The organism is Mesorhizobium helmanticense, from assembly GCF_003034915.1.
GTDB classification, from domain to species: domain Bacteria; phylum Pseudomonadota; class Alphaproteobacteria; order Rhizobiales; family Rhizobiaceae; genus Mesorhizobium; species Mesorhizobium helmanticense.
Window position 1 is genome coordinate 107,957 of the sequence record NZ_PZJX01000025.1, and the last position, 17,121, is coordinate 125,077.

Below are 17,121 nucleotides of genomic sequence, written 5' to 3' on the forward strand. Positions count from 1 at the left end.
ATTAGCAGGTTTTGCTATTTTTTTCTGAAATTTAGCAAAACCAAAGAATTATTTTCTGCTTACGGTGGGTTAGGCAAACGGGGAGTTCCAAAGCCGGAGAAACGGTGCTTATATGCGCGCTTCGCGAGCCTGATAGAGGGGCTTGGAAGAACATCAGGGAGTGCTCAATGAAAAAGAAACTGACTTTTGCGGCCGCGTTGCTGGCCGCAAGCGTCATCGGCGGCATGGCTAACGCCAAGCAGCTGGTCTATTGCTCGGAGGCGGCGCCGGCCGGTTTCGACCCGTCGCCATGGAGCGGTGGCAACGACTTCGACGCGTCGTCACGCACCATCTATTCGCGCCTGGTCGAGTTCGAACATGGCAAGACCACCATCTCGCCCGGCCTCGCTGAGAGCTGGACGGTTTCCGACGACGGTCTCGAATACACGTTCAAGCTTCGGCCCGGCGTGAAGTTCCAGACCACCGACTATTTCACGCCGACGCGCGACCTCAATGCCGACGACGTGATCTTCTCCTTCGAACGGCAGTGGAAGAAGGAGAACCCGTGGTACAGCTATCTGGAAGGCACCGGCTGGGAATATTTCACCGGCATGGGTTTCCCGGATCTCCTGAAGGAAATCGTCAAGGTCGACGACCTGACGGTGAAGTTCGTGCTGAACAAGCCTGAAGTCGCCTTCCTGCCCGACCTCGGCATGGATTTCGCATCGATCGTCTCCAAGGAATATGCCGACCAGCTCGACAAGGCCGGCACCAGGCAGCAATTCACCCAGAAGCCGATCGGCACCGGTCCGTTCCAGTTCGTCGACTATCAGGTCGACGCGGTCGTGCGCTATGCGGCATGGGACGGCTACTATGGCGGACGCCAGAAGATCGACGATCTGATCTTCGCCATCACGACCGACCCGGCCGTGCGCGCGCAGAAGCTGAAGGCAGGCGAGTGCGATATCATGTCGTACCCGGCGCCGGCCGACATTGCCGGCCTGCAGGCTGACACGAACCTCAAGGTCGACGAGCAGGAAGGCCTCAACATCGGCTACCTGGCCTACAACACCACGATGCCGCCCTTCGACAAGGTCGAGGTCCGCAAGGCTCTCAACATGGCGGTCAACAAGAAGGCGATCATCGACGCCGTCTATCAGGGCGCCGGTCAGCCGGCAACCAACCCGATCCCGCCGACCATGTGGTCCTACAACAAGGACATCAAGGACGATCCCTATGATCCCGAAGCGGCCAAGAAGACGCTGGCCGACGCAGGCGTCAAGGATCTGTCGATGAAGATCTGGGCAATGCCCGTCAGCCGTCCGTACAACCCGAACGCCCAGCGCGTCGCTGAAATGATCCAGGCCGACTACGCCGCCGTCGGTGTCAAGGCCGAGATCGTCAGCTACGAATGGACCGAGTATCGCGAGCGCGGCAAGCAGAAGGATCGTGACGGCGCCTTCCAGCTCGGCTGGACCGGCGACAATGGCGATCCGGACAACTTCCTGTTCCTGCTCGGCTGCGACGCCATCGGCCAGTCCAACTACGCGATCTGGTGCAACAAGGAGTTCGAGGACTTGCTCAAGAAGGGCAAGGCCACCACGGACGTTGCCGAACGCACCAAGATCTACGAAGAAGCTCAGGTCGTGTTCAAGCGTGAGGCCCCGTGGCTGACCATCGCCCATTCCAAGGTCTTCATGCCGATGAACAAGAGGGTCTCGGGCTTCGTCATGGATCCGCTCGGCATTCACCGGTTTGACGGCGTCGACGTCACCGAATAAGTCCATGAGAAATTGGGCGGCGGCGCTGGACTTCCAGCGCCGCCGTTCTATGAAGTAAGATGCTCCGTTATCTCCTCCATAAGCTCGCCCTGATCGTTCCGACCGTGTTCGGCATATCGCTGGCGGCGTTTGCTTTCGTTCGGCTGCTGCCGGGCGACCCGATCCTCGCCCTGGCCGGCGAGCGCGGCGTCAGCCCCGAGCGCTATGCGCAGCTTCTCGAGCAATTCGGCTATAACAGGCCCTATGTCATCCAGTATCTCGAATATATCGGCAGAGTCCTGACCGGCGACTTCGGCATTTCGATCGCCACCAAGCGGCCGGTGCTCGGCGAGTTCCAGGCGCTGTTTCCGGCAACGCTGGAACTGGCGACGATCGCATTGATCATCGCCGTCCTGCTCGGCATTCCCGCCGGCATCTTCGCCGCGATCAAGCGCGGATCATGGTTCGACCAGGCGACGATGGGCGTGGCGCTGACCGGCTACTCCATGCCGATCTTCTGGTGGGGCCTGCTGCTCATCATCTTCTTTTCCGGTTATCTCGGTTGGACCCCGGTCTCCGGCCGCATCGGCCTGCAGTATTTCTTCAAGCCGACCACGGGTTTCATGCTGATAGACAGCCTGATCTCCGGCAAGAGCGGCGCTTTCAGGTCCGCTGCCAGTCACCTGGTCCTGCCGGCCATCGTGCTGGCGACGATTCCGCTCGCCGTCATAGCGCGCCAGACGCGGTCGGCGATGCTGGAGGTACTGGGCGAGGATTATGTCCGCACCGCGCGCGCCAAGGGTCTGGCGCCGCGCCGCGTCATCGGGCTCCATGCCTTTCGCAACGCGCTGATCCCGGTCGTCACCACCATTGGCCTGCAGGTCGGCACGCTGATGGCCGGCGCCATCCTCACCGAGACGATCTTTTCCTGGCCCGGCATCGGCAAATGGATGATCGACGCGATCGGCAAGCGCGACTATGTCGTCGTTCAGAGCGGCCTGCTGATCATCGCGCTGATCGTCATGGCGGTGAACCTGATCGTCGACGTGCTCTATGCCGTCATCAACCCACGCATCCGGGTGCAGTGAGATGACAGACCAGTCCGCGGCCGAAGCCACCGCTGCCTCCGTTCAACCCGGCGGCCGGCAACGCGCCTTTGCCGAGTTCTGGCACTACTATTCGATGAACACCGGCGCCGTCATCGGCCTTGTCGTGTTCGCTCTGCTCGTGCTGGTGGCGATCTTCGCGCCGCTGGTCGCGCCGCATTCGCCCGACGAGCAGTTTCGCGATGCGCTGCTGGCGCCGCCGGCCTGGCAGGAGGGCGGCAAATCGATGTTCCTGCTCGGCACCGATGCGGTCGGCCGCGACATGCTTTCGCGGCTGATCTTCGGTGCGCGTTTCTCGCTGTTCATCGGCCTGGTGGTCGTCGTCTTCTCGCTGACCAGCGGCATCATCCTCGGCGTGCTCGCCGGCTATTTCCGCGGTTGGGTCGATACGCTGATCATGCGCGTCATGGACATCATCCTGGCCTTCCCGTCGCTGCTGCTCGCGCTGGTGCTGGTGGCGATCCTTGGGCCTGGCCTGTTCAACGCCATGCTGGCGATCGCGCTGGTGCTGCAGCCGCATTTTGCCCGGCTCACCCGTGCGGCGGTGATGGCCGAAAAGAACCGCGAATATGTGGTCTCCGCCAAGGTCGCCGGCGCCAGTCACATCAGGCTGATGCTGGTGACGATCCTGCCGAACTGCGTGGCGCCGCTGATCGTCCAGGCGACGCTGTCCTTCTCCAACGCCATCCTCGAGGCCGCCGCGCTCGGCTTCCTTGGCGTTGGCGCGCAACCGCCGACGCCCGAATGGGGCACCATGCTGGCTTCGGCTCGCGAGTTCATCCTGCGCGCCCCATGGGTGGTAACCTTCCCCGGCCTTGCCATCCTGATCACGGTGCTGGCCATCAACCTGATCGGCGACGGCCTGCGCGACGCCTTCGATCCCAAGCTGAAGAGGTCGTGAGCCCCATGCCTCTTCTCGAGATCAGGAACCTGACCGTCTCCTTCGACACCGCCGCCGGTCCGTTCATGGCCGTGCAAGGCATCGACCTGTCGATCGAACCGCGCGAGGTGCTGGCGATCGTCGGCGAATCCGGTTCCGGCAAGTCTGTGGCGATGCTGGCGGTGATGGGGCTGTTGCCCAACACGGCGACGGTGAAGGCCGACCGCATGGCCTTCGACGGCATCGACCTGCTCGGACTCAGCCCGTCGCAACGGCGCAAGATCGTCGGCAAGGACATCTCGATGATCTTCCAGGAGCCGATCGCCAGTCTCAACCCGTGCTTCACCGCCGGCTTCCAGATCGAGGAGGTGCTGCGCTTTCACATGGGCATGGATCGCGCCCAGCGCCGGGCTCGCGCCATCGAACTGATGACGCTGGTCGGCATCGCCGATCCGGAAGAACGGTTGAACTCGTTCCCGCACCAGATGTCGGGCGGTCAGTGCCAGCGTGTCATGATCGCCATTGCCATCGCCTGCAATCCGAAGCTGTTGATCGCCGACGAGCCGACGACAGCCCTTGATGTCACCATCCAGAAGCAGATCCTCGATCTGCTGGTCTCCCTGCAGGCCAAATATGGCATGGGGCTGATCATGATCACCCACAATATGGGCGTGGTGGCAGAGACGGCGGACCGTGTCATCGTCCAGTACAAGGGCCGCAAGATGGAAGAGGCCGACGTGCTTTCACTCTTCGAATCCCCGAAGAGCAACTACACGCGCGCGCTGCTGTCGGCGCTGCCGGAAAACGCCGTCGGCGACCGGCTTCCGACCGTTTCCGACATGCTGTTCGAGCCGGCCCCCTCTGCCGCGAGATCTGGGTCGCCAACGGGGGCTGCCTCATGAGTGTGACGGTTCTCGAAGGCAAGAACATCGTGCGCGACTATCATGTCGGCGGCGGCCTGTTTCGCCCCAGCCGCACCGTTCATGCGGTCAAGGGTGTCTCTTTTACCGTGCAGAAAGGCAAGACCTTGGCCATCGTCGGCGAAAGCGGCTGCGGCAAGTCCACGCTCGCCCGCATCATCACGCTGATCGATCCTGCGACATCAGGCGAACTCTTCATCGACGGCAACAAGGTCGACATCGCCAAGGACGGCCTGACGAAGGAGATGCGCCGCAAGGTGCAGATCGTGTTCCAGAACCCCTATGGCTCGCTCAACCCGCGCCAGAAGATCGGCGATGTGCTCGGTGAGCCGCTGATCATCAACACCGACAAGCCGGCCGAAGAACGCCGCGACCTCGCCATGAAGATGCTGAAGAAGGTCGGCCTCGGCCCCGAGCATTACAACCGCTACCCGCACATGTTCTCGGGCGGCCAGCGCCAGCGCATCGCCATTGCCCGCGCGCTGATGCTGAACCCCAGCCTGCTGGTGCTGGACGAACCGGTCTCGGCGCTCGATCTTTCGGTGCAGGCGCAGGTGCTCAATCTGCTCGCCGACCTGCAGGACGAGTTCCAACTCACCTATGTCTTCATCAGCCATGATCTGTCGGTGGTGCGCTACATCGCCGACGACGTGATGGTGATGTATTTCGGCGAGGCGGTCGAATACGGCTCGCGCGACGAGGTTTTTGCTGACCCCAAGCACAACTACACCAGGACGCTGTTCGCGGCGACGCCGCGCGCCGACGTCGCCTCGATCAAGGCCAGGCTGGCGAAGAAGAAGGCCGCCTGACGCCCGCGCCGCGACCGTCAGGCCGGCGCCGGAACCATCAGGACAGCTTGGCGATAGTGGCGCGTAGCGCCTCGCCGAAGCGGTGCACTTCCTCGACCGTGTTGTAGTGCACCAGCGAGGCGCGGATGGCGCCGCTGTCCATCGAGAGGTTGAGGCGCTTCATCAGCCGCGGCGCGTACATGTGCCCGTCTCGAATGCCAATCTGCATCTCGGCCATCTCCTCGACGATGCGCTGCGGCGACAGCTTGCCGATGTTGAAGCACAAGGTCGGCACGCGTTCGTTGATGCGGGCCTCATCGGCGACGCCGTAGATCGTGGCATCGCAATCCTTGAGCACCTTCAGCATCTCGCGCGCCAGCACCAGCTCGTAATCGCGGATGGCGCCCATGCCGGCGACGATGTTTTCGCGCCGCGAGCGGTTGTTTGAAGGCGCGAGATTGCGGCCGATCAATTCCAGATATTGCACCGCGGCATCCATGCCGGAGACGTTCTCGTAGATGAAGGTTCCGGCCTCGACCTTGTAGGGCGGCTCGTCGGGGATGAAATCCTCGCGGAAGGTCGGCAGCCGCTTCAGCGTTTCGAAGCGCCCCCAAAGGAAGCCCATATGCGGCGAGAAATTCTTGTAGCCGGAACAGACGAGGTAATCGCAGTCCCAGGCCTGCACGTCGATCAATCCATGCGGTCCGTAATGCACGCAGTCGAGGAACACTTCCGCACCCGCCGCGTGCGCGATCCTGGCGACGGAAGCGACGTCGACGATCGAGCCGATCGAATGCGCCGTCACCGTGCAGGCGACGAGCCTTGTGCGATCCGAGACCAGCGGCCTGAGGTCGTCGACATGGAGGTTGCCGTCCTCGCGCATGCGCCACCACCGAAACTTCGCGCCGGCCTGCTCCAGCGCCAGCCAGGTCGCGATGTTGGCATCATGGTCCATGTCGGTGATGACGATCTCGTTACGCTCCTTCAGCATCTGGCCGATGCCGAGGCTGACGAGGCGGATGAACGAGGTGGCGTTCATGCCGAAGCAGATTTCCGACGGACTATAGGCGTTGATCAGCAGCGCCACGCTCTCGCGCGCCTCAGTGACCGATTGATCGACCGTGACGCTGCGGCTATAGCGGCCGCCGCGCTGCACATTGTGCGCCACCAGATGGTTTGTCACTGCGTCGAGCACGCTTTGCGGGATCTGCGCGCCGGCGGCATTGTCCATGAAGATGAAGTCGCCGGCCTGCAGCAAGGCGGGGAACATGGCGCGGATCGTATCGACCGGGAAGGCTGCGGAGACGGTGCCTGCATTGTGGGTCTGATGCTTGTTCAAGATGGCTCCTGCGAAATTGACAGATGGGGGAACTGGCGATGTCAGCGGGTCTTTTCGGTTTTGAAGCGGCGTTCCAGCAGACTGACGAGGCGGACCATCGGCCAGAGGAAGAGGAGATAGACCAGCGCCGCGCCGATCAACGGCGAGGGGTTGGCGTAGAGTGACTGCGCATTGGTCGCCTCCTTCAGCAGTTCGGGCAGCGCCACGGTTGAGGCGAGCGAGGTGTCCTTGAACATCGAAACGCAGTTGCTGGTCATCGGCGGAATGACCACGCGGATCGCTTGCGGCAGCACCACCTTGCGCAAGGTTAGCAAAAACGGCAGGCCAAGTGCCTGCGCCGCCTCGAACTGGCCGCGCGGAATGCTCTCTATGCCGGAGCGGAACACCTCGGCCGAATAAGCCGCCATGATGATGGCGAATGCCGTCACCGCCGAGGCCCAGGACGACAGGCGTATGCCGAGGAACGGCAGCGCGTAGTAGATCAGGATCAGCACGACCAGCACAGGCATCGCCCGGAAAATATCGATATAGCCGACCGCCAGCAGCCGCAGCGGCTTTGGCGCATAGAGCCGCATCAGGCTGATCGCCAGGCCGACGGGGATACCGATGCCGATGCTGAAGAGCCCGAGCAGCAACGTGTTCAGGAAGCCGCGCAGCAGCGCCGGCAAGCTGGAGATCATGACATCGGCGTTGAAGAAGGTCTCGATCAGCGACATGGGAGCATTCCTGAAAGATTGGCGTCCCGCGACGCTAAAGCATGACTCCCGAAACCCCGAAATCGGCCTTCGGAGCGATTCATGCGTGAAAGAAGGGCTACGGCGTCCGCTGCGCGTCCAGGAGGCGCGCAACGCTATCCCATGAAATCGTGCCGACGTGGAAAGCCGGCACGATTTCAGCAGCTGCCGCTCAGGCCTTCGGCATAGGCATTTCCTTGACGGTCGAAGAATCGGCGGGTGCGTCGCTGCCGAACCACTTCTTGTGGATCGCGGCCAGCGTGCCGTCCTTCTTCATCGCGGTCAGCGCGTCGTTCAGCTTGCCGAGCAACGGGTGGTCCTGGGCCATCATCAGGCCGTACTGCTCGCCGGTCTTGATACGCTCTTTCACAGCGAGATCCTTCATCCTGGTGAAGGAGTATTCCAGGCCTGGAACGTCGCTGACCGCGGCGTCGACGCGGCCGGCGCTGAGATCGAGCAGCAGGTTCTGCTGCGTGTCGTAGCCCTTCACCTCGCTGAACCCGTCGGCCTCCTGGTGCTGCTTGGTCCAGGCCTCGCCGGTCGAGCCGGACAGCACGCCGATGATCTTGCCCTTGAGGTCGGCCTCGGTCTTGATCGGGCTGTCGGCCTTTGCTGCGATGCCCATGTCGGAATCGTAGTAGGGCTGCGTGAACGCCTGCGATTTCAGCCGCTCCGGGGTGATCGTGATCGACGAGATGGCAACGTCGATGCGCTTCGACGTCGTGGCGGCGAACAGCGCCTGAAATCCGAGATCGGCGATTTCCGTGATCATGCCGATACGCTTCGCCGCCTCGTTGACGATATCGACTTCAAAACCTTCGAAAGTGCCGCTTTCATTCTTGTATTCGAAGGGCGGATTGGTCGGATAGGCACCGACATTCAGCACGTCCGCGGCATAGGCGGCGGTTGGGCCGACGGCGATGCCGATGGCGGCAGCGAGAAGAAGCAGGTTGCGACGAGTGAAGCTCATTTTTGTTCCCTCTGGTTTGGCCACTCCCTGTGGCGTTTTCCACTTCCGCCCCTTTCAGCGCCGTATTTTTCGGACGCTGCAGGCGAGGCGACCTGAAATCAGGATGCGCGGCGTTGCCGCGCGCCGATAACGTCTTGCAGACGCGCAAGCAGGGCATCGACCGCGTCGCCTGATGTGACCATGCCGGGCGATAGCCTGAGCGTCGCGCCGCGCGCGTCGCAGTAAAGTCGCTCACTGCGCAGCGTCGACACTGTCTTCGCCGGGTCGACGCCTTGCGGCAAGGTCAACATGACGCTGCCGCCGCGCTTGTCTGGATCGAGCGGCGAGCGAACCGCCCAGCCATTGTCCAGAGCGCAGCCGATAATGCGCCCGATCATGCTGGCGTTCTGTGCGCGCATAGCCTCGACGCCTGTGTCGGCGACCCATTCGAGGCCGGGCAGCGATGCGACACTGGCCAGGATGGCCGGCGTGCCGTGGTCGAACCGGCGTGCATTGTCGGCATAGGCGAAACTGTCGAGATCCCAGGAGAACGGGTTTGGCTGGCTGAACCAGCCGCGAAGCTCGGGCCGGCATGTTGCCAAGAGATCGGGCGTGACCTGCAGGATGCCGGCGCCCGAAGTGCCGCACAGCCATTTCAGCGAGGTCGAGACGACGAAATCGACCGGCGTCTCGACAACCGAGAAGGGTGCGACGCCGGCGCCTTGCGTAATGTCGACACCGACGATGGTGCCCATCTTCCGGCCATGCGCGGCAAGCCGCGCCACGTCGCAGCGGTGCGAGGCCGTCGAGGTGACGAAGGTCAGCAAGGCCAGGCCGACATCGTCCTGCCAGCGGGCGATGAAATCCTCGTCGCGCACCCAGCTCTCGCCGGGACGCAGCGGCACGGTGTCGAGGGTGAAGTCGAAGCGCTCGGCCAGACCAGCAAGCAGGAAGTGCAGGCTCGGGAAACAGTCGGCGGCGATCAGCAGGCGCTTTCCCTTCAGGCGCTCGGATGGCAAGGCGCCGATCAGGCTGTAAAGGGCCGACGTGACATTCTCGGCGGTGGTGAGAGTATTTTGTGGAGCATCGATCAGCGAGCTCCAGGCATCGATGAAGCGCTGCCGCGCGGCAAGCGCCGCCGGCCACTGGCCGTCATCTTCCGCCGCCCAGGTCCCGGAGAATTCCGCCAGGGCAGCAGCCATACGCTCCGCCTTGCCGGGAAACGTCCCGATTGAATGGTAGAGAAAATAACCAGACACTGCGCTTTTCGCTCCTTGTGATCATGTGATCACAAAATGGAACACGGATCAATCGCTGCCTGCGAAGAAATGCGATTCAATCGGGAAAATCGGGGCGGTCTTTTGCGACCGCGAACGATCGCGAATCGGCGCCTTCCGGCGTCGATTTGTCGTTCGACTGCACCGGAGCTTCAGGAGGCCCTGCCGAAACCGGCGAACTCGACGGGCTTGGATTCCGGCACGTCGGGGCAGATCGCGCGCAGCGTCTCCTGCGTTGTCTGGATGTCTGCAACCACCTCTTGGCGGGCACGGCCAAAATCGCCATCCTTCAGTGCTGCGATGATCGCTGTGTGCCGCCCGGAGGGCTCCATGGTGCCGGCGCGCATCAACGGCGCGACATGGTTTGACAACAGCCGCATATAGGGGCCGAAGCGCAGCCACAGCGTCTCGATCAACTGGAACAGCACGTCGGAGCCGGAGGCACGGTAGATGGTGAAATGGAACTGCTGGTTCTTGGCGATCAGTTCGTAGATGCTGCCATTGCGCCCGATCGCCTGCTGCTCGGCGGTGATCTTCTCCAATGTGGCTATATCGGAAGCGGCCAGGCGTGGCGCCCCGAGTTCGGCCGCCAGCCCCTCGACGGCGACGCGAGCCCGGCAGAGGTCGTCGAGCCGCGCCCGGGTGACGACCGGCACGCAGGCCGAGCCGTTCTGCGAGATCTCCAGCGCATTTTCAGCGGCGAGCCGCCGCAAGGCCTCGCGCACCGGCATGTTCGAGGTGCCGAAGGCTTCCGCCAGCGAAGCAATGGTCAGCACCTGAGCCGGATCGAAACTGCCGACCATCAGCGCATGCCGAAGCTGCTGGTAGACGCCGTCCTGGACGGTCACACGTCCCGATACAGGTTCAAATCCCAGAGCCACGGTTTCGCTTTCCTTGGGTTCCGACAAAAGCTATGTGCAAACAGACTCACCTACCGAAGCAGTGTGATCATCTGATCACAAAATGTGCAGCGAGCCAAGCTGGCCGCTGCTTCGGCCTTGGTTCCGCAGCGCTGGTGATTGGTGAGATCGCTGGTGAAGCGTCCCTCGCCCCGTTTACGGGAGAGGATGCCGGCAGGCAGGTGAGGGGCGGCGCCTATTTCGACAATTGGCTACCTCAAGAGGTCTATCATTCCTCCGGAATTACTGCCGTCGCCTGGATCTCCACCTTGGCGCGATCCTCGACCAGTGCCACCACCTGCATGGCGGCCATGGCTGGAAAATGCCGGCCGATGACGGTGCGATAGGCTTCGCCGATACCTCTAAGGTTCGCCAGATATTCCGCCTTGTCGGTAAAATACCAGGTCATCGAGGTAATATGCTCAGGCTTGCCGCCAGCCTCGGCAAGCACGGCGACGATGTTGGCGAGCGTCTGCCGCACCTGGCCGACGAAATCGTCGGTCTCGAACCGGCATTGTTCGTTCCAGCCGACCTGACCGCCGACGAACACGAGCTGGCCACGCGCGGCGACGCCGTTGGCGTAACCGATGGGTTTAGCCCAGCCTTCCGGCTGCAGGATGGTGTGCATGTCTGGCCTCCCGATATTCAATCTGCTTCTCAAATGTCAGGTTTGAAAAACAGCCCGGTCTGTAAATCCGCTGAGCAGCCCTCAAGCCGCTCCCATCACTTGTCTGGCGATCACCACCTTCTGCACATCCGACGCGCCCTCGTAGATGCGCAACGCTCGGATCTCGCGATAGAGGCTCTCGACGATATGGCCCTTGCGCACGCCGTCGCCGCCATGCAGTTGCACGGCCTTGTCGATGACGCTCTGGGCGTGGTCGGTTGCAAATAGTTTCGCCATGGCCGCCTCCCGTGTCACCCGCGCGGCGCCCATGTCCTTGGTCCAGGCGGCGCGGTAGACCAGCAGCGCTGCTGCATCGACGTCGAGCGCCATGTCGGCGATATGGCCCTGCACCATCTGCAATTCGGCCATCGGCGCCCCGAAAAGCTTGCGCTCCGCCACCCTGCCTATGCTTTCGTCCAGCGCGCGGCGCGCAAAGCCGAGCGCCGCGGCACCGACCGTCGAGCGGAACACATCGAGCACCGACATGGCGATCCGGAAACCGTCGCCCGGTTTGCCGATCAGCGCCGAGCCGGGAACACGAACGCCGTCGAAGGACAGGCGTGCGAGCGGATGCGGGGCGATGACTTCCAGCCGCTCGGCAATGGTCAACCCCTTTGTGTCTGATGGCACGATGAAGGCTGAAAGCCCCTTTGCGCCCGGCGCTTCGCCGGTACGGGCAAAGACGATGTAGAGGTCGGCAATGCCGCCATTGGAGATCCAGGTCTTCTCGCCCGACAGCACATAGTCGTCTCCGTCGCGCGTGGCCGCCATCTCCATATCTGCGACATCAGATCCCGAGCGCGGTTCCGACAGCGCGAAAGCGGAAATCGCCTTGCCGGCGCGGGTCTTTGCCAGCCAGCGCTGCTGGTCAGACGTGCCGAACAGGCTGAGCGCACCGGTGCCGAGCCCCTGCATCGCGAAAGCGAAATCGGCCAGCCCGTCATGTCGGGCCAGCGTCTCACGCGTGATACACAGCGCACGCACGTCGAGTGGTCCCGGATTGTCGGCGTCGATCGCGGTTGGTTTCAGCCAGCCCTCCTTGCCAAGCTTTGCCACCAGCTTGCGGCACGCCGCATCGACATCGTGATGATCGACCGGCAGGTTTTTCGCGCACCACGCCTCCAGCCGCTCGGCCAGCTGGCGATGGCGGTCCTCGAAGAAAGGCCAGGAGAGGAAGGAACGGTCAGGCATTTCTGCCCCCGCTATTCTTCTGCCCCTGTGCTCTACGGCGCCCCCCTCTGTCCTGCCGGACATCTCCCCCTCTAGGGGGGAGATTGGCAGCTCCGCCTGCGGTGCTCGTCTTGCGACGTTGGTGATTAGCGAAGGCCGAGAGGAAGGTTGATCTCCCCCCTAGAGGGGGAGATGTCCGGCAGGACAGAGGGGGGCGCTGTCCCGCCAACATGTCCATCTTGATCGAAGAGGCCATCCTCAATTGCCCTCGAACACTGGTTTTCCCTTGGCCACAAAAGCCTCGTACGCCCGCTCGAAATCGCCGGTCTGCATGCAGATCGCCTGCGCCTGCGCCTCCGCTTCGATTGCCTGGTCGAGCCCCATCGACCATTCCTGGTTCAGCTGCGTCTTGGTGATGCCATGGGCAAAGGTCGGTCCGGAAACGATGCGCGCTGCCATGTCGAGCGCGTCGGCTTCGAGCGCAGTGGCGTCGACCAGCCTGTTATAGAAACCCCAGCGCTCGCCTTCGGCGGCACTCATGGTTCGGCCGGTGTAAAGCAGTTCGGCGGCGCGGCCCTGGCCGATGATACGTGGCAGGATGGCGCAGGCACCCATGTCGCAGCCGGCAAGGCCGACGCGGGTGAACAGGAAGGCGGTCTTCGCCTCGGGCGTGGCGATGCGGATGTCCGACGCCATGGCGATGATGGCGCCGGCTCCGACCGCCACGCCGTCGACCGCCGCAATGATCGGCTTGCCGCAATTGAGCATCGCCTTGACGAAATCGCCGGTCATGCGGGTGAAGGCGAGCAGCGCCTTCATGTCCATCTTGACCAGCGGGCCGATAATGTCGTGCACATCGCCGCCGGAGCAGAAATTGCCGCCATTGGGCAGGAACACCACGGCGTCGACATCCTCGGCATAGACCAGGTCGCGAAAAGTGTCGCGCAATTCGGCGTAGCTGTCGAAGGTCAGCGGGTTCTTGCGCTCCGGCCGGTCGAGCCGGATCCTTGCGACCTTGCCTTCGACCTGCCACAGGAAATGCTTCGGCTTGCGGTTTGCCATCCTTGTCATTCCCGTCCCTCCCAATTGCTGCGGAAGGAATTCAGCATGCCGATCAGCCGGCGCGCCTCTTCCTCGCTCACAGTGCCCAGCAGCTCGCCGACCCAGCCTTCATGCGCGGCGGCGATTACGGCGAAGGCTTTCGAGCCTTCCTCGGTCAGCCGCACCATCGAAGTGCGACGGTCGCCATTGCGCCGGGCGCGGGCGACCAATCCTTCCGAGACCAGCCGGTCGACGATGCCCGTCACATTGCCGTTGGAGACCAGAAGGAAACGCGACAGGTCGCTCATCAGCATGCCTTCAGGCGACCTGTAGAGCGCCGCCATCACATCGAAGCGCGGCAGCGTCGTGTTGAATTCCTTCTTCAGCCGCTCGCGCAGTTCGGCTTCGATCGTGCGCGAGGCGCGCAACAGCCGTATCCACAGGCGCAGCCGATCCTTGCCAGCTTCGGAGCGCGCGGGCAGGGGGCCGGCTACCATGTCTCGCCTCCCGAAACAGAGATCGCCTGGCCGGTGATAGACCCGGCTGCATCGCTGCACAGCCACAGCACCGCGGCGGCGACTTCCTCTGGCTGGATGAAACGTCCTTGCGGGTTTGTCGAGGCAAGGCTCGTCCGGGCCTCCTCGACTGATCGGCCGGTCTTTTCGACGATGCGCTGGATGGATTCTTCCAGCATCTCGGTTTCGACGAAGCCCGGGCAGACGGCATTGACTGTAACCCCGGACTTGGCGGTCTCGGCGGCCAGCGCTCGCATCAGCCCGACGACGCCATGCTTGGCCGCGACATAGGCCGAGACGTAGGCATAGCCCTTCAGCCCGGCCGTGGAGGCGACGAAGACGATCCTGCCTGTCTTTCGCGCCGCCATGCCGGCCAGCGCCGGCTTCACCGTCAGGAACGCCCCGGTGAGGTTGACGTCGAGCGTGCGCTGCCAGTCCGCCAGGGAAGTCCTATGCGCCGGGGCGCTGCCGGACATACCGGCATTGGCGACAACAATATCGAAATGTCCGCGCGCCGCTTCCGCGTTGCTGTAGAGCGACGCCATCGAGGCCTCGTCGGTGACGTCGGCGGCAATGCCGAAGATGCGGTCGCTTTCCCCCGCGACCTCGGCAAGCGCCGCCTCGCGCCGGCCGCAGATGGTGACAGTGATGCCGGCCCTTGCCAATGCCAATGCGATGGCCCGGCCGACGCCGGAGCCGCCACCGGTGACAAGGGCGTGCCTGCCCGCGATTGCTCCGGCCGCGCTCATACTTTCAGCCCCGCAGCGGCGTCGCGTTCGGCCAGCCGGTAAATCTGGTCGCGGCCGGGCAGATAGGGATCCGGCCATTTGACGCCGCGATCGCCAAGCGTCACCGCCGCATGGAGAGTCCAATAAGGATCGGTGAGATGCGGTCGTGCCAAGGCCACCAGATCGGCGCGGCCGGCCATCAGGATCGAATTGACATGGTCCGGCTCATAGATGTTGCCGACCGCCATCGTCGCCATGCCGACCTCGTTGCGGATACGGTCGGAAAACGGCGTCTGGAACATGCGGCCGTAGACCGGCTTGGCGTTGGCCGAGGTCTGGCCGGCCGACACGTCGCAGATGTCGACACCGGCCTCGTGCAGCATGCGCGCGATCTCGACTGCATCGGCCGGCATCACCCCTTCAATGCCGACCCAGTCATTGGCTGAGATGCGCATGGAAACAGGCTTTTCCGCTGGCCAGACAGCGCGTACGGCGCGGAAAATTTCCAGCGGATAGCGCATGCGGTTTTCCAGCGAACCGCCATAGGCATCGGTGCGCCGGTTGGTCAGCGGCGTGATGAAGGAGGAGAGCAGATAGCCATGCGCGGCATGGATCTCCAGCATGTCGAAGCCGCAACGATCAGCCATCTCGGCCGAGGCCACGAACTGATCGCGTACCAGATCCATGTCGGCGCGGTCCATTGCCTTCGGCACCTGATTCTCAGGCGACCACGCGACCGCCGACGCCGCCATGACAGGCCAGTTGCCGGATGGCAGCGGCACATCGGTTCCTTGCCAGCCGAGCCGGGTCGAACCCTTGGCGCCGGAATGGCCGATCTGGGCGCAGATCTTGGCTTCCGTCTCGGCATGGACGAAGTCGACCAGCCGCTTCCACGCCACCTCGTGCTCTGGCGCGTAGAAGCCGGGACAGCCGGGTGTGATGCGGCCTTCCGGGCTGACACAGGTCATCTCGATATAGAGAAGGCCGGCACCGCCCTTGGCGCGTTCGGCATAATGGGAGAAATGCCAGTCAGTCGGGCAGCCGTCGACGGCCTTGTACTGTGCCATCGGCGAGACGACGATGCGGTTGTTGAGCGCCATGTCGCGCAGCTTGAACGGCGCGAACATCGGTGCGCGGCGCAAGCTGTTGCCGCCGGCGCCGGCCTGGCGCTGGAACCATTCTTCCGCACCGGCCAGCCATTCGGCGTCGCGCAGCCTGAGATTCTCGTGGCTGATGCGCTGCGAGCGCGTCAGCAGCGAATAGTTGAACTGCACAGGATCGAGGCCGAGATAGCGCTCGACCTCCTCGAACCATTCGAGCGAATTGCGCGCCGCCGACTGCAGCTTCAGCACTTCGGTGCGCCGTGCATCCTCATATTTGCGGAACGCCGCCTCGAGATCAGGCTCGGACTTGACATAATCGGCCAGCGCCACCGCGCTTTCCAGCGCCAGCTTGGTGCCTGAACCGATAGAGAAATGCGCCGATGCCGCCGCATCTCCCATGAGCGCCAGATTTTTGTACGACCAGCGCTCGCATAACACCCGCGGAAAATTGATCCAGGCCGAACCCCTGATGTGATTGGCATTGGTCATCAGCGCGTGGCCGCCGAGATGCTTGGCGAAGATCCTCTCGCAGGCGGCGATCGATTCCTGCTGCGTCATGGCGCCGAAGCCGAAGCGCTCCCAGGTCTGCTCGCTGCATTCGATGATGAAGGTCGCTGTCTCGCTGTCGAACTGATAGGCGTGCGCCCAAACCCAGCCATGCTCCGTCTTCTCGAAGATGAAGGTGAAGGCGTCGTCGAATTTTTGCCGTGTGCCAAGCCAGACGAACTTGCATTTACGGGTGTCGATGTCGGGCTTGAAAACATCCGAGAATGTGGCGCGCGCTTTCGAATTCAGCCCGTCGGCGGCAACCACCAGGTCGTGCGTTTCCATATAGGGTCGGGGGTCGGAGATATCGGTCTCGAAGACGAGCTTGACGCCGAGTTCGCGCGCCCGCCGTTGCAAGAGAATGAGCAGCCGCTTGCGGCCAATGCCGCAGAAGCCGTGCCCGGTCGAGACCGTGCGCACGCCGTCATGGATGACGGCAATGTCGTCCCAATAGGCGAAGTGCTTTTTGATCCAGACGGCGCTGACCGGATCGTTCCTGGTCAGATTGTCGAGCGTCTCGGCTGACAGCACCACGCCCCAGCCGAATGTGTCGTCGGCATGATTGCGCTCGAACACCGTCACCTCGTGGGTGGCGTCGCGGAGCTTCATCGAGATGGCAAAGTAGAGCCCGGCCGGTCCGCCGCCGAGAACCGCAACCTTCATATCTGCGATCTCCTCTTCGCCTCGGGCCACCGGCAAGGCCGGCGATCCCGACTTTCA

At 63.1% G+C, this 17,121-nt stretch carries 16 protein-coding genes; 5 read left to right on the top strand and 11 right to left on the bottom strand.

Annotated features, from left to right (window positions below; translation table 11 throughout):
- Positions 1 to 167 precede the first annotated feature (167 nt).
- From C9427_RS11830 to C9427_RS11850, 5 genes are read left to right on the top strand one after another with little or no spacing between them, the layout of a single operon-like run.
- On the top strand, positions 168 to 1,760 hold the full coding sequence (locus tag C9427_RS11830; protein WP_107649355.1) for an ABC transporter substrate-binding protein: 1,593 nt from the start codon (positions 168 to 170) through the stop codon (positions 1,758 to 1,760).
- 59 nt (positions 1,761 to 1,819) lie between these two features.
- A complete protein-coding gene (locus C9427_RS11835) occupies positions 1,820 to 2,827 on the top strand; it encodes an ABC transporter permease subunit (protein ID WP_107649356.1) in 1,008 nt (335 codons plus the stop codon).
- Position 2,828: 1 nt separating this feature from the next.
- Positions 2,829 to 3,746 carry an ABC transporter permease subunit gene (locus C9427_RS11840; protein WP_107649357.1) on the top strand — a complete coding sequence of 306 codons (918 nt, stop codon included), beginning with the start codon at positions 2,829 to 2,831 and terminating at the stop codon, positions 3,744 to 3,746.
- Positions 3,747 to 3,751: 5 nt separating this feature from the next.
- On the top strand, positions 3,752 to 4,627 hold the full coding sequence (locus C9427_RS11845) for an ABC transporter ATP-binding protein (RefSeq protein WP_107649358.1): 876 nt from the start codon (positions 3,752 to 3,754) through the stop codon (positions 4,625 to 4,627).
- Positions 4,624 to 5,454, top strand: coding sequence for a dipeptide ABC transporter ATP-binding protein (locus C9427_RS11850; protein ID WP_097574789.1), 831 nt, complete (start codon positions 4,624 to 4,626; stop codon positions 5,452 to 5,454). Before C9427_RS11845 ends, C9427_RS11850 begins: the two co-directional genes overlap by 4 nt.
- A gap of 37 nt (positions 5,455 to 5,491) precedes the next feature.
- On the opposite strand, the gene C9427_RS11855 is transcribed toward C9427_RS11850, so the two are convergent.
- The 11 genes from C9427_RS11855 to C9427_RS11910 all read right to left on the bottom strand — a co-directional run bounded on the left by C9427_RS11855 (position 5,492) and on the right by C9427_RS11910 (position 17,064).
- Positions 5,492 to 6,772, bottom strand: a complete 1,281-nt coding sequence (locus tag C9427_RS11855) for a cysteine desulfurase-like protein (protein ID WP_107649359.1) — start codon at positions 6,770 to 6,772, stop codon at positions 5,492 to 5,494.
- A gap of 41 nt (positions 6,773 to 6,813) precedes the next feature.
- A complete protein-coding gene (locus C9427_RS11860; RefSeq protein ID WP_107649360.1) occupies positions 6,814 to 7,488 on the bottom strand; it encodes an amino acid ABC transporter permease in 675 nt (224 codons plus the stop codon).
- A 190-nt stretch (positions 7,489 to 7,678) separates the two neighbouring features.
- Positions 7,679 to 8,476 (bottom strand): ABC transporter substrate-binding protein, encoded by a 798-nt coding sequence (locus C9427_RS11865; protein ID WP_107649361.1) that lies wholly within the window; start codon positions 8,474 to 8,476, stop codon positions 7,679 to 7,681.
- 98 nt (positions 8,477 to 8,574) lie between these two features.
- Positions 8,575 to 9,714: an aminotransferase class V-fold PLP-dependent enzyme gene (locus C9427_RS11870; RefSeq protein ID WP_107649362.1), complete on the bottom strand. Its 1,140-nt coding sequence runs from the start codon at positions 9,712 to 9,714 to the stop codon at positions 8,575 to 8,577.
- Between the two features lie 170 nt (positions 9,715 to 9,884).
- A complete protein-coding gene (locus tag C9427_RS11875; protein ID WP_107649472.1) occupies positions 9,885 to 10,613 on the bottom strand; it encodes a GntR family transcriptional regulator in 729 nt (242 codons plus the stop codon).
- Between the two features lie 247 nt (positions 10,614 to 10,860).
- Positions 10,861 to 11,259, bottom strand: coding sequence for a RidA family protein (locus C9427_RS11880; protein ID WP_107649363.1), 399 nt, complete (start codon positions 11,257 to 11,259; stop codon positions 10,861 to 10,863).
- 81 nt (positions 11,260 to 11,340) lie between these two features.
- The gene (locus C9427_RS11885; RefSeq protein WP_107649473.1) at positions 11,341 to 12,489 is read right to left on the bottom strand and encodes an acyl-CoA dehydrogenase family protein; all 1,149 of its coding nucleotides are present in this window, start codon (positions 12,487 to 12,489) and stop codon (positions 11,341 to 11,343) included.
- Between the two features lie 237 nt (positions 12,490 to 12,726).
- Positions 12,727 to 13,539: an enoyl-CoA hydratase family protein gene (locus tag C9427_RS11895; protein WP_107649364.1), complete on the bottom strand. Its 813-nt coding sequence runs from the start codon at positions 13,537 to 13,539 to the stop codon at positions 12,727 to 12,729.
- Entirely contained in the window at positions 13,536 to 14,006 is a 471-nt protein-coding gene (locus C9427_RS11900) for a MarR family winged helix-turn-helix transcriptional regulator (RefSeq protein WP_107649365.1), read from the bottom strand. The genes C9427_RS11895 and C9427_RS11900 overlap by 4 nt, the downstream gene beginning before the upstream one ends.
- Positions 14,000 to 14,773 carry an SDR family NAD(P)-dependent oxidoreductase gene (locus C9427_RS11905; RefSeq protein WP_107649366.1) on the bottom strand — a complete coding sequence of 258 codons (774 nt, stop codon included), beginning with the start codon at positions 14,771 to 14,773 and terminating at the stop codon, positions 14,000 to 14,002. Before C9427_RS11905 ends, C9427_RS11900 begins: the two co-directional genes overlap by 7 nt.
- The gene (locus C9427_RS11910) at positions 14,770 to 17,064 is read right to left on the bottom strand and encodes a bifunctional salicylyl-CoA 5-hydroxylase/oxidoreductase (RefSeq protein ID WP_107649367.1); all 2,295 of its coding nucleotides are present in this window, start codon (positions 17,062 to 17,064) and stop codon (positions 14,770 to 14,772) included. The genes C9427_RS11905 and C9427_RS11910 overlap by 4 nt, the downstream gene beginning before the upstream one ends.
- Between the last annotated feature and the right edge of the window lie 57 nt (positions 17,065 to 17,121).

What these genes read in the sequence shown, in the direction of transcription:
- C9427_RS11830 (WP_107649355.1), top strand. Translation starts at nt 168, where the DNA reads ATGAAAAAGAAACTGACTTTTGCGGCCGCGTTGCTGGCCGCAAGCGTC.
- C9427_RS11835 (WP_107649356.1), top strand. Translation starts at nt 1,820, where the DNA reads ATGCTCCGTTATCTCCTCCATAAGCTCGCCCTGATCGTTCCGACCGTG.
- C9427_RS11840 (WP_107649357.1), top strand. Translation starts at nt 2,829, where the DNA reads ATGACAGACCAGTCCGCGGCCGAAGCCACCGCTGCCTCCGTTCAACCC.
- C9427_RS11845 (WP_107649358.1), top strand. Translation starts at nt 3,752, where the DNA reads ATGCCTCTTCTCGAGATCAGGAACCTGACCGTCTCCTTCGACACCGCC.
- C9427_RS11850 (WP_097574789.1), top strand. Translation starts at nt 4,624, where the DNA reads ATGAGTGTGACGGTTCTCGAAGGCAAGAACATCGTGCGCGACTATCAT.
- C9427_RS11860 (WP_107649360.1), bottom strand. Translation starts at nt 7,488, where the DNA reads ATGTCGCTGATCGAGACCTTCTTCAACGCCGATGTCATGATCTCCAGC.
- C9427_RS11865 (WP_107649361.1), bottom strand. Translation starts at nt 8,476, where the DNA reads ATGAGCTTCACTCGTCGCAACCTGCTTCTTCTCGCTGCCGCCATCGGC.
- C9427_RS11880 (WP_107649363.1), bottom strand. Translation starts at nt 11,259, where the DNA reads ATGCACACCATCCTGCAGCCGGAAGGCTGGGCTAAACCCATCGGTTAC.
- C9427_RS11885 (WP_107649473.1), bottom strand. Translation starts at nt 12,489, where the DNA reads ATGCCTGACCGTTCCTTCCTCTCCTGGCCTTTCTTCGAGGACCGCCAT.
- C9427_RS11895 (WP_107649364.1), bottom strand. Translation starts at nt 13,539, where the DNA reads ATGACAAGGATGGCAAACCGCAAGCCGAAGCATTTCCTGTGGCAGGTC.
- C9427_RS11900 (WP_107649365.1), bottom strand. Translation starts at nt 14,006, where the DNA reads ATGGTAGCCGGCCCCCTGCCCGCGCGCTCCGAAGCTGGCAAGGATCGG.
- C9427_RS11905 (WP_107649366.1), bottom strand. Translation starts at nt 14,773, where the DNA reads ATGAGCGCGGCCGGAGCAATCGCGGGCAGGCACGCCCTTGTCACCGGT.
- C9427_RS11910 (WP_107649367.1), bottom strand. Translation starts at nt 17,064, where the DNA reads ATGAAGGTTGCGGTTCTCGGCGGCGGACCGGCCGGGCTCTACTTTGCC.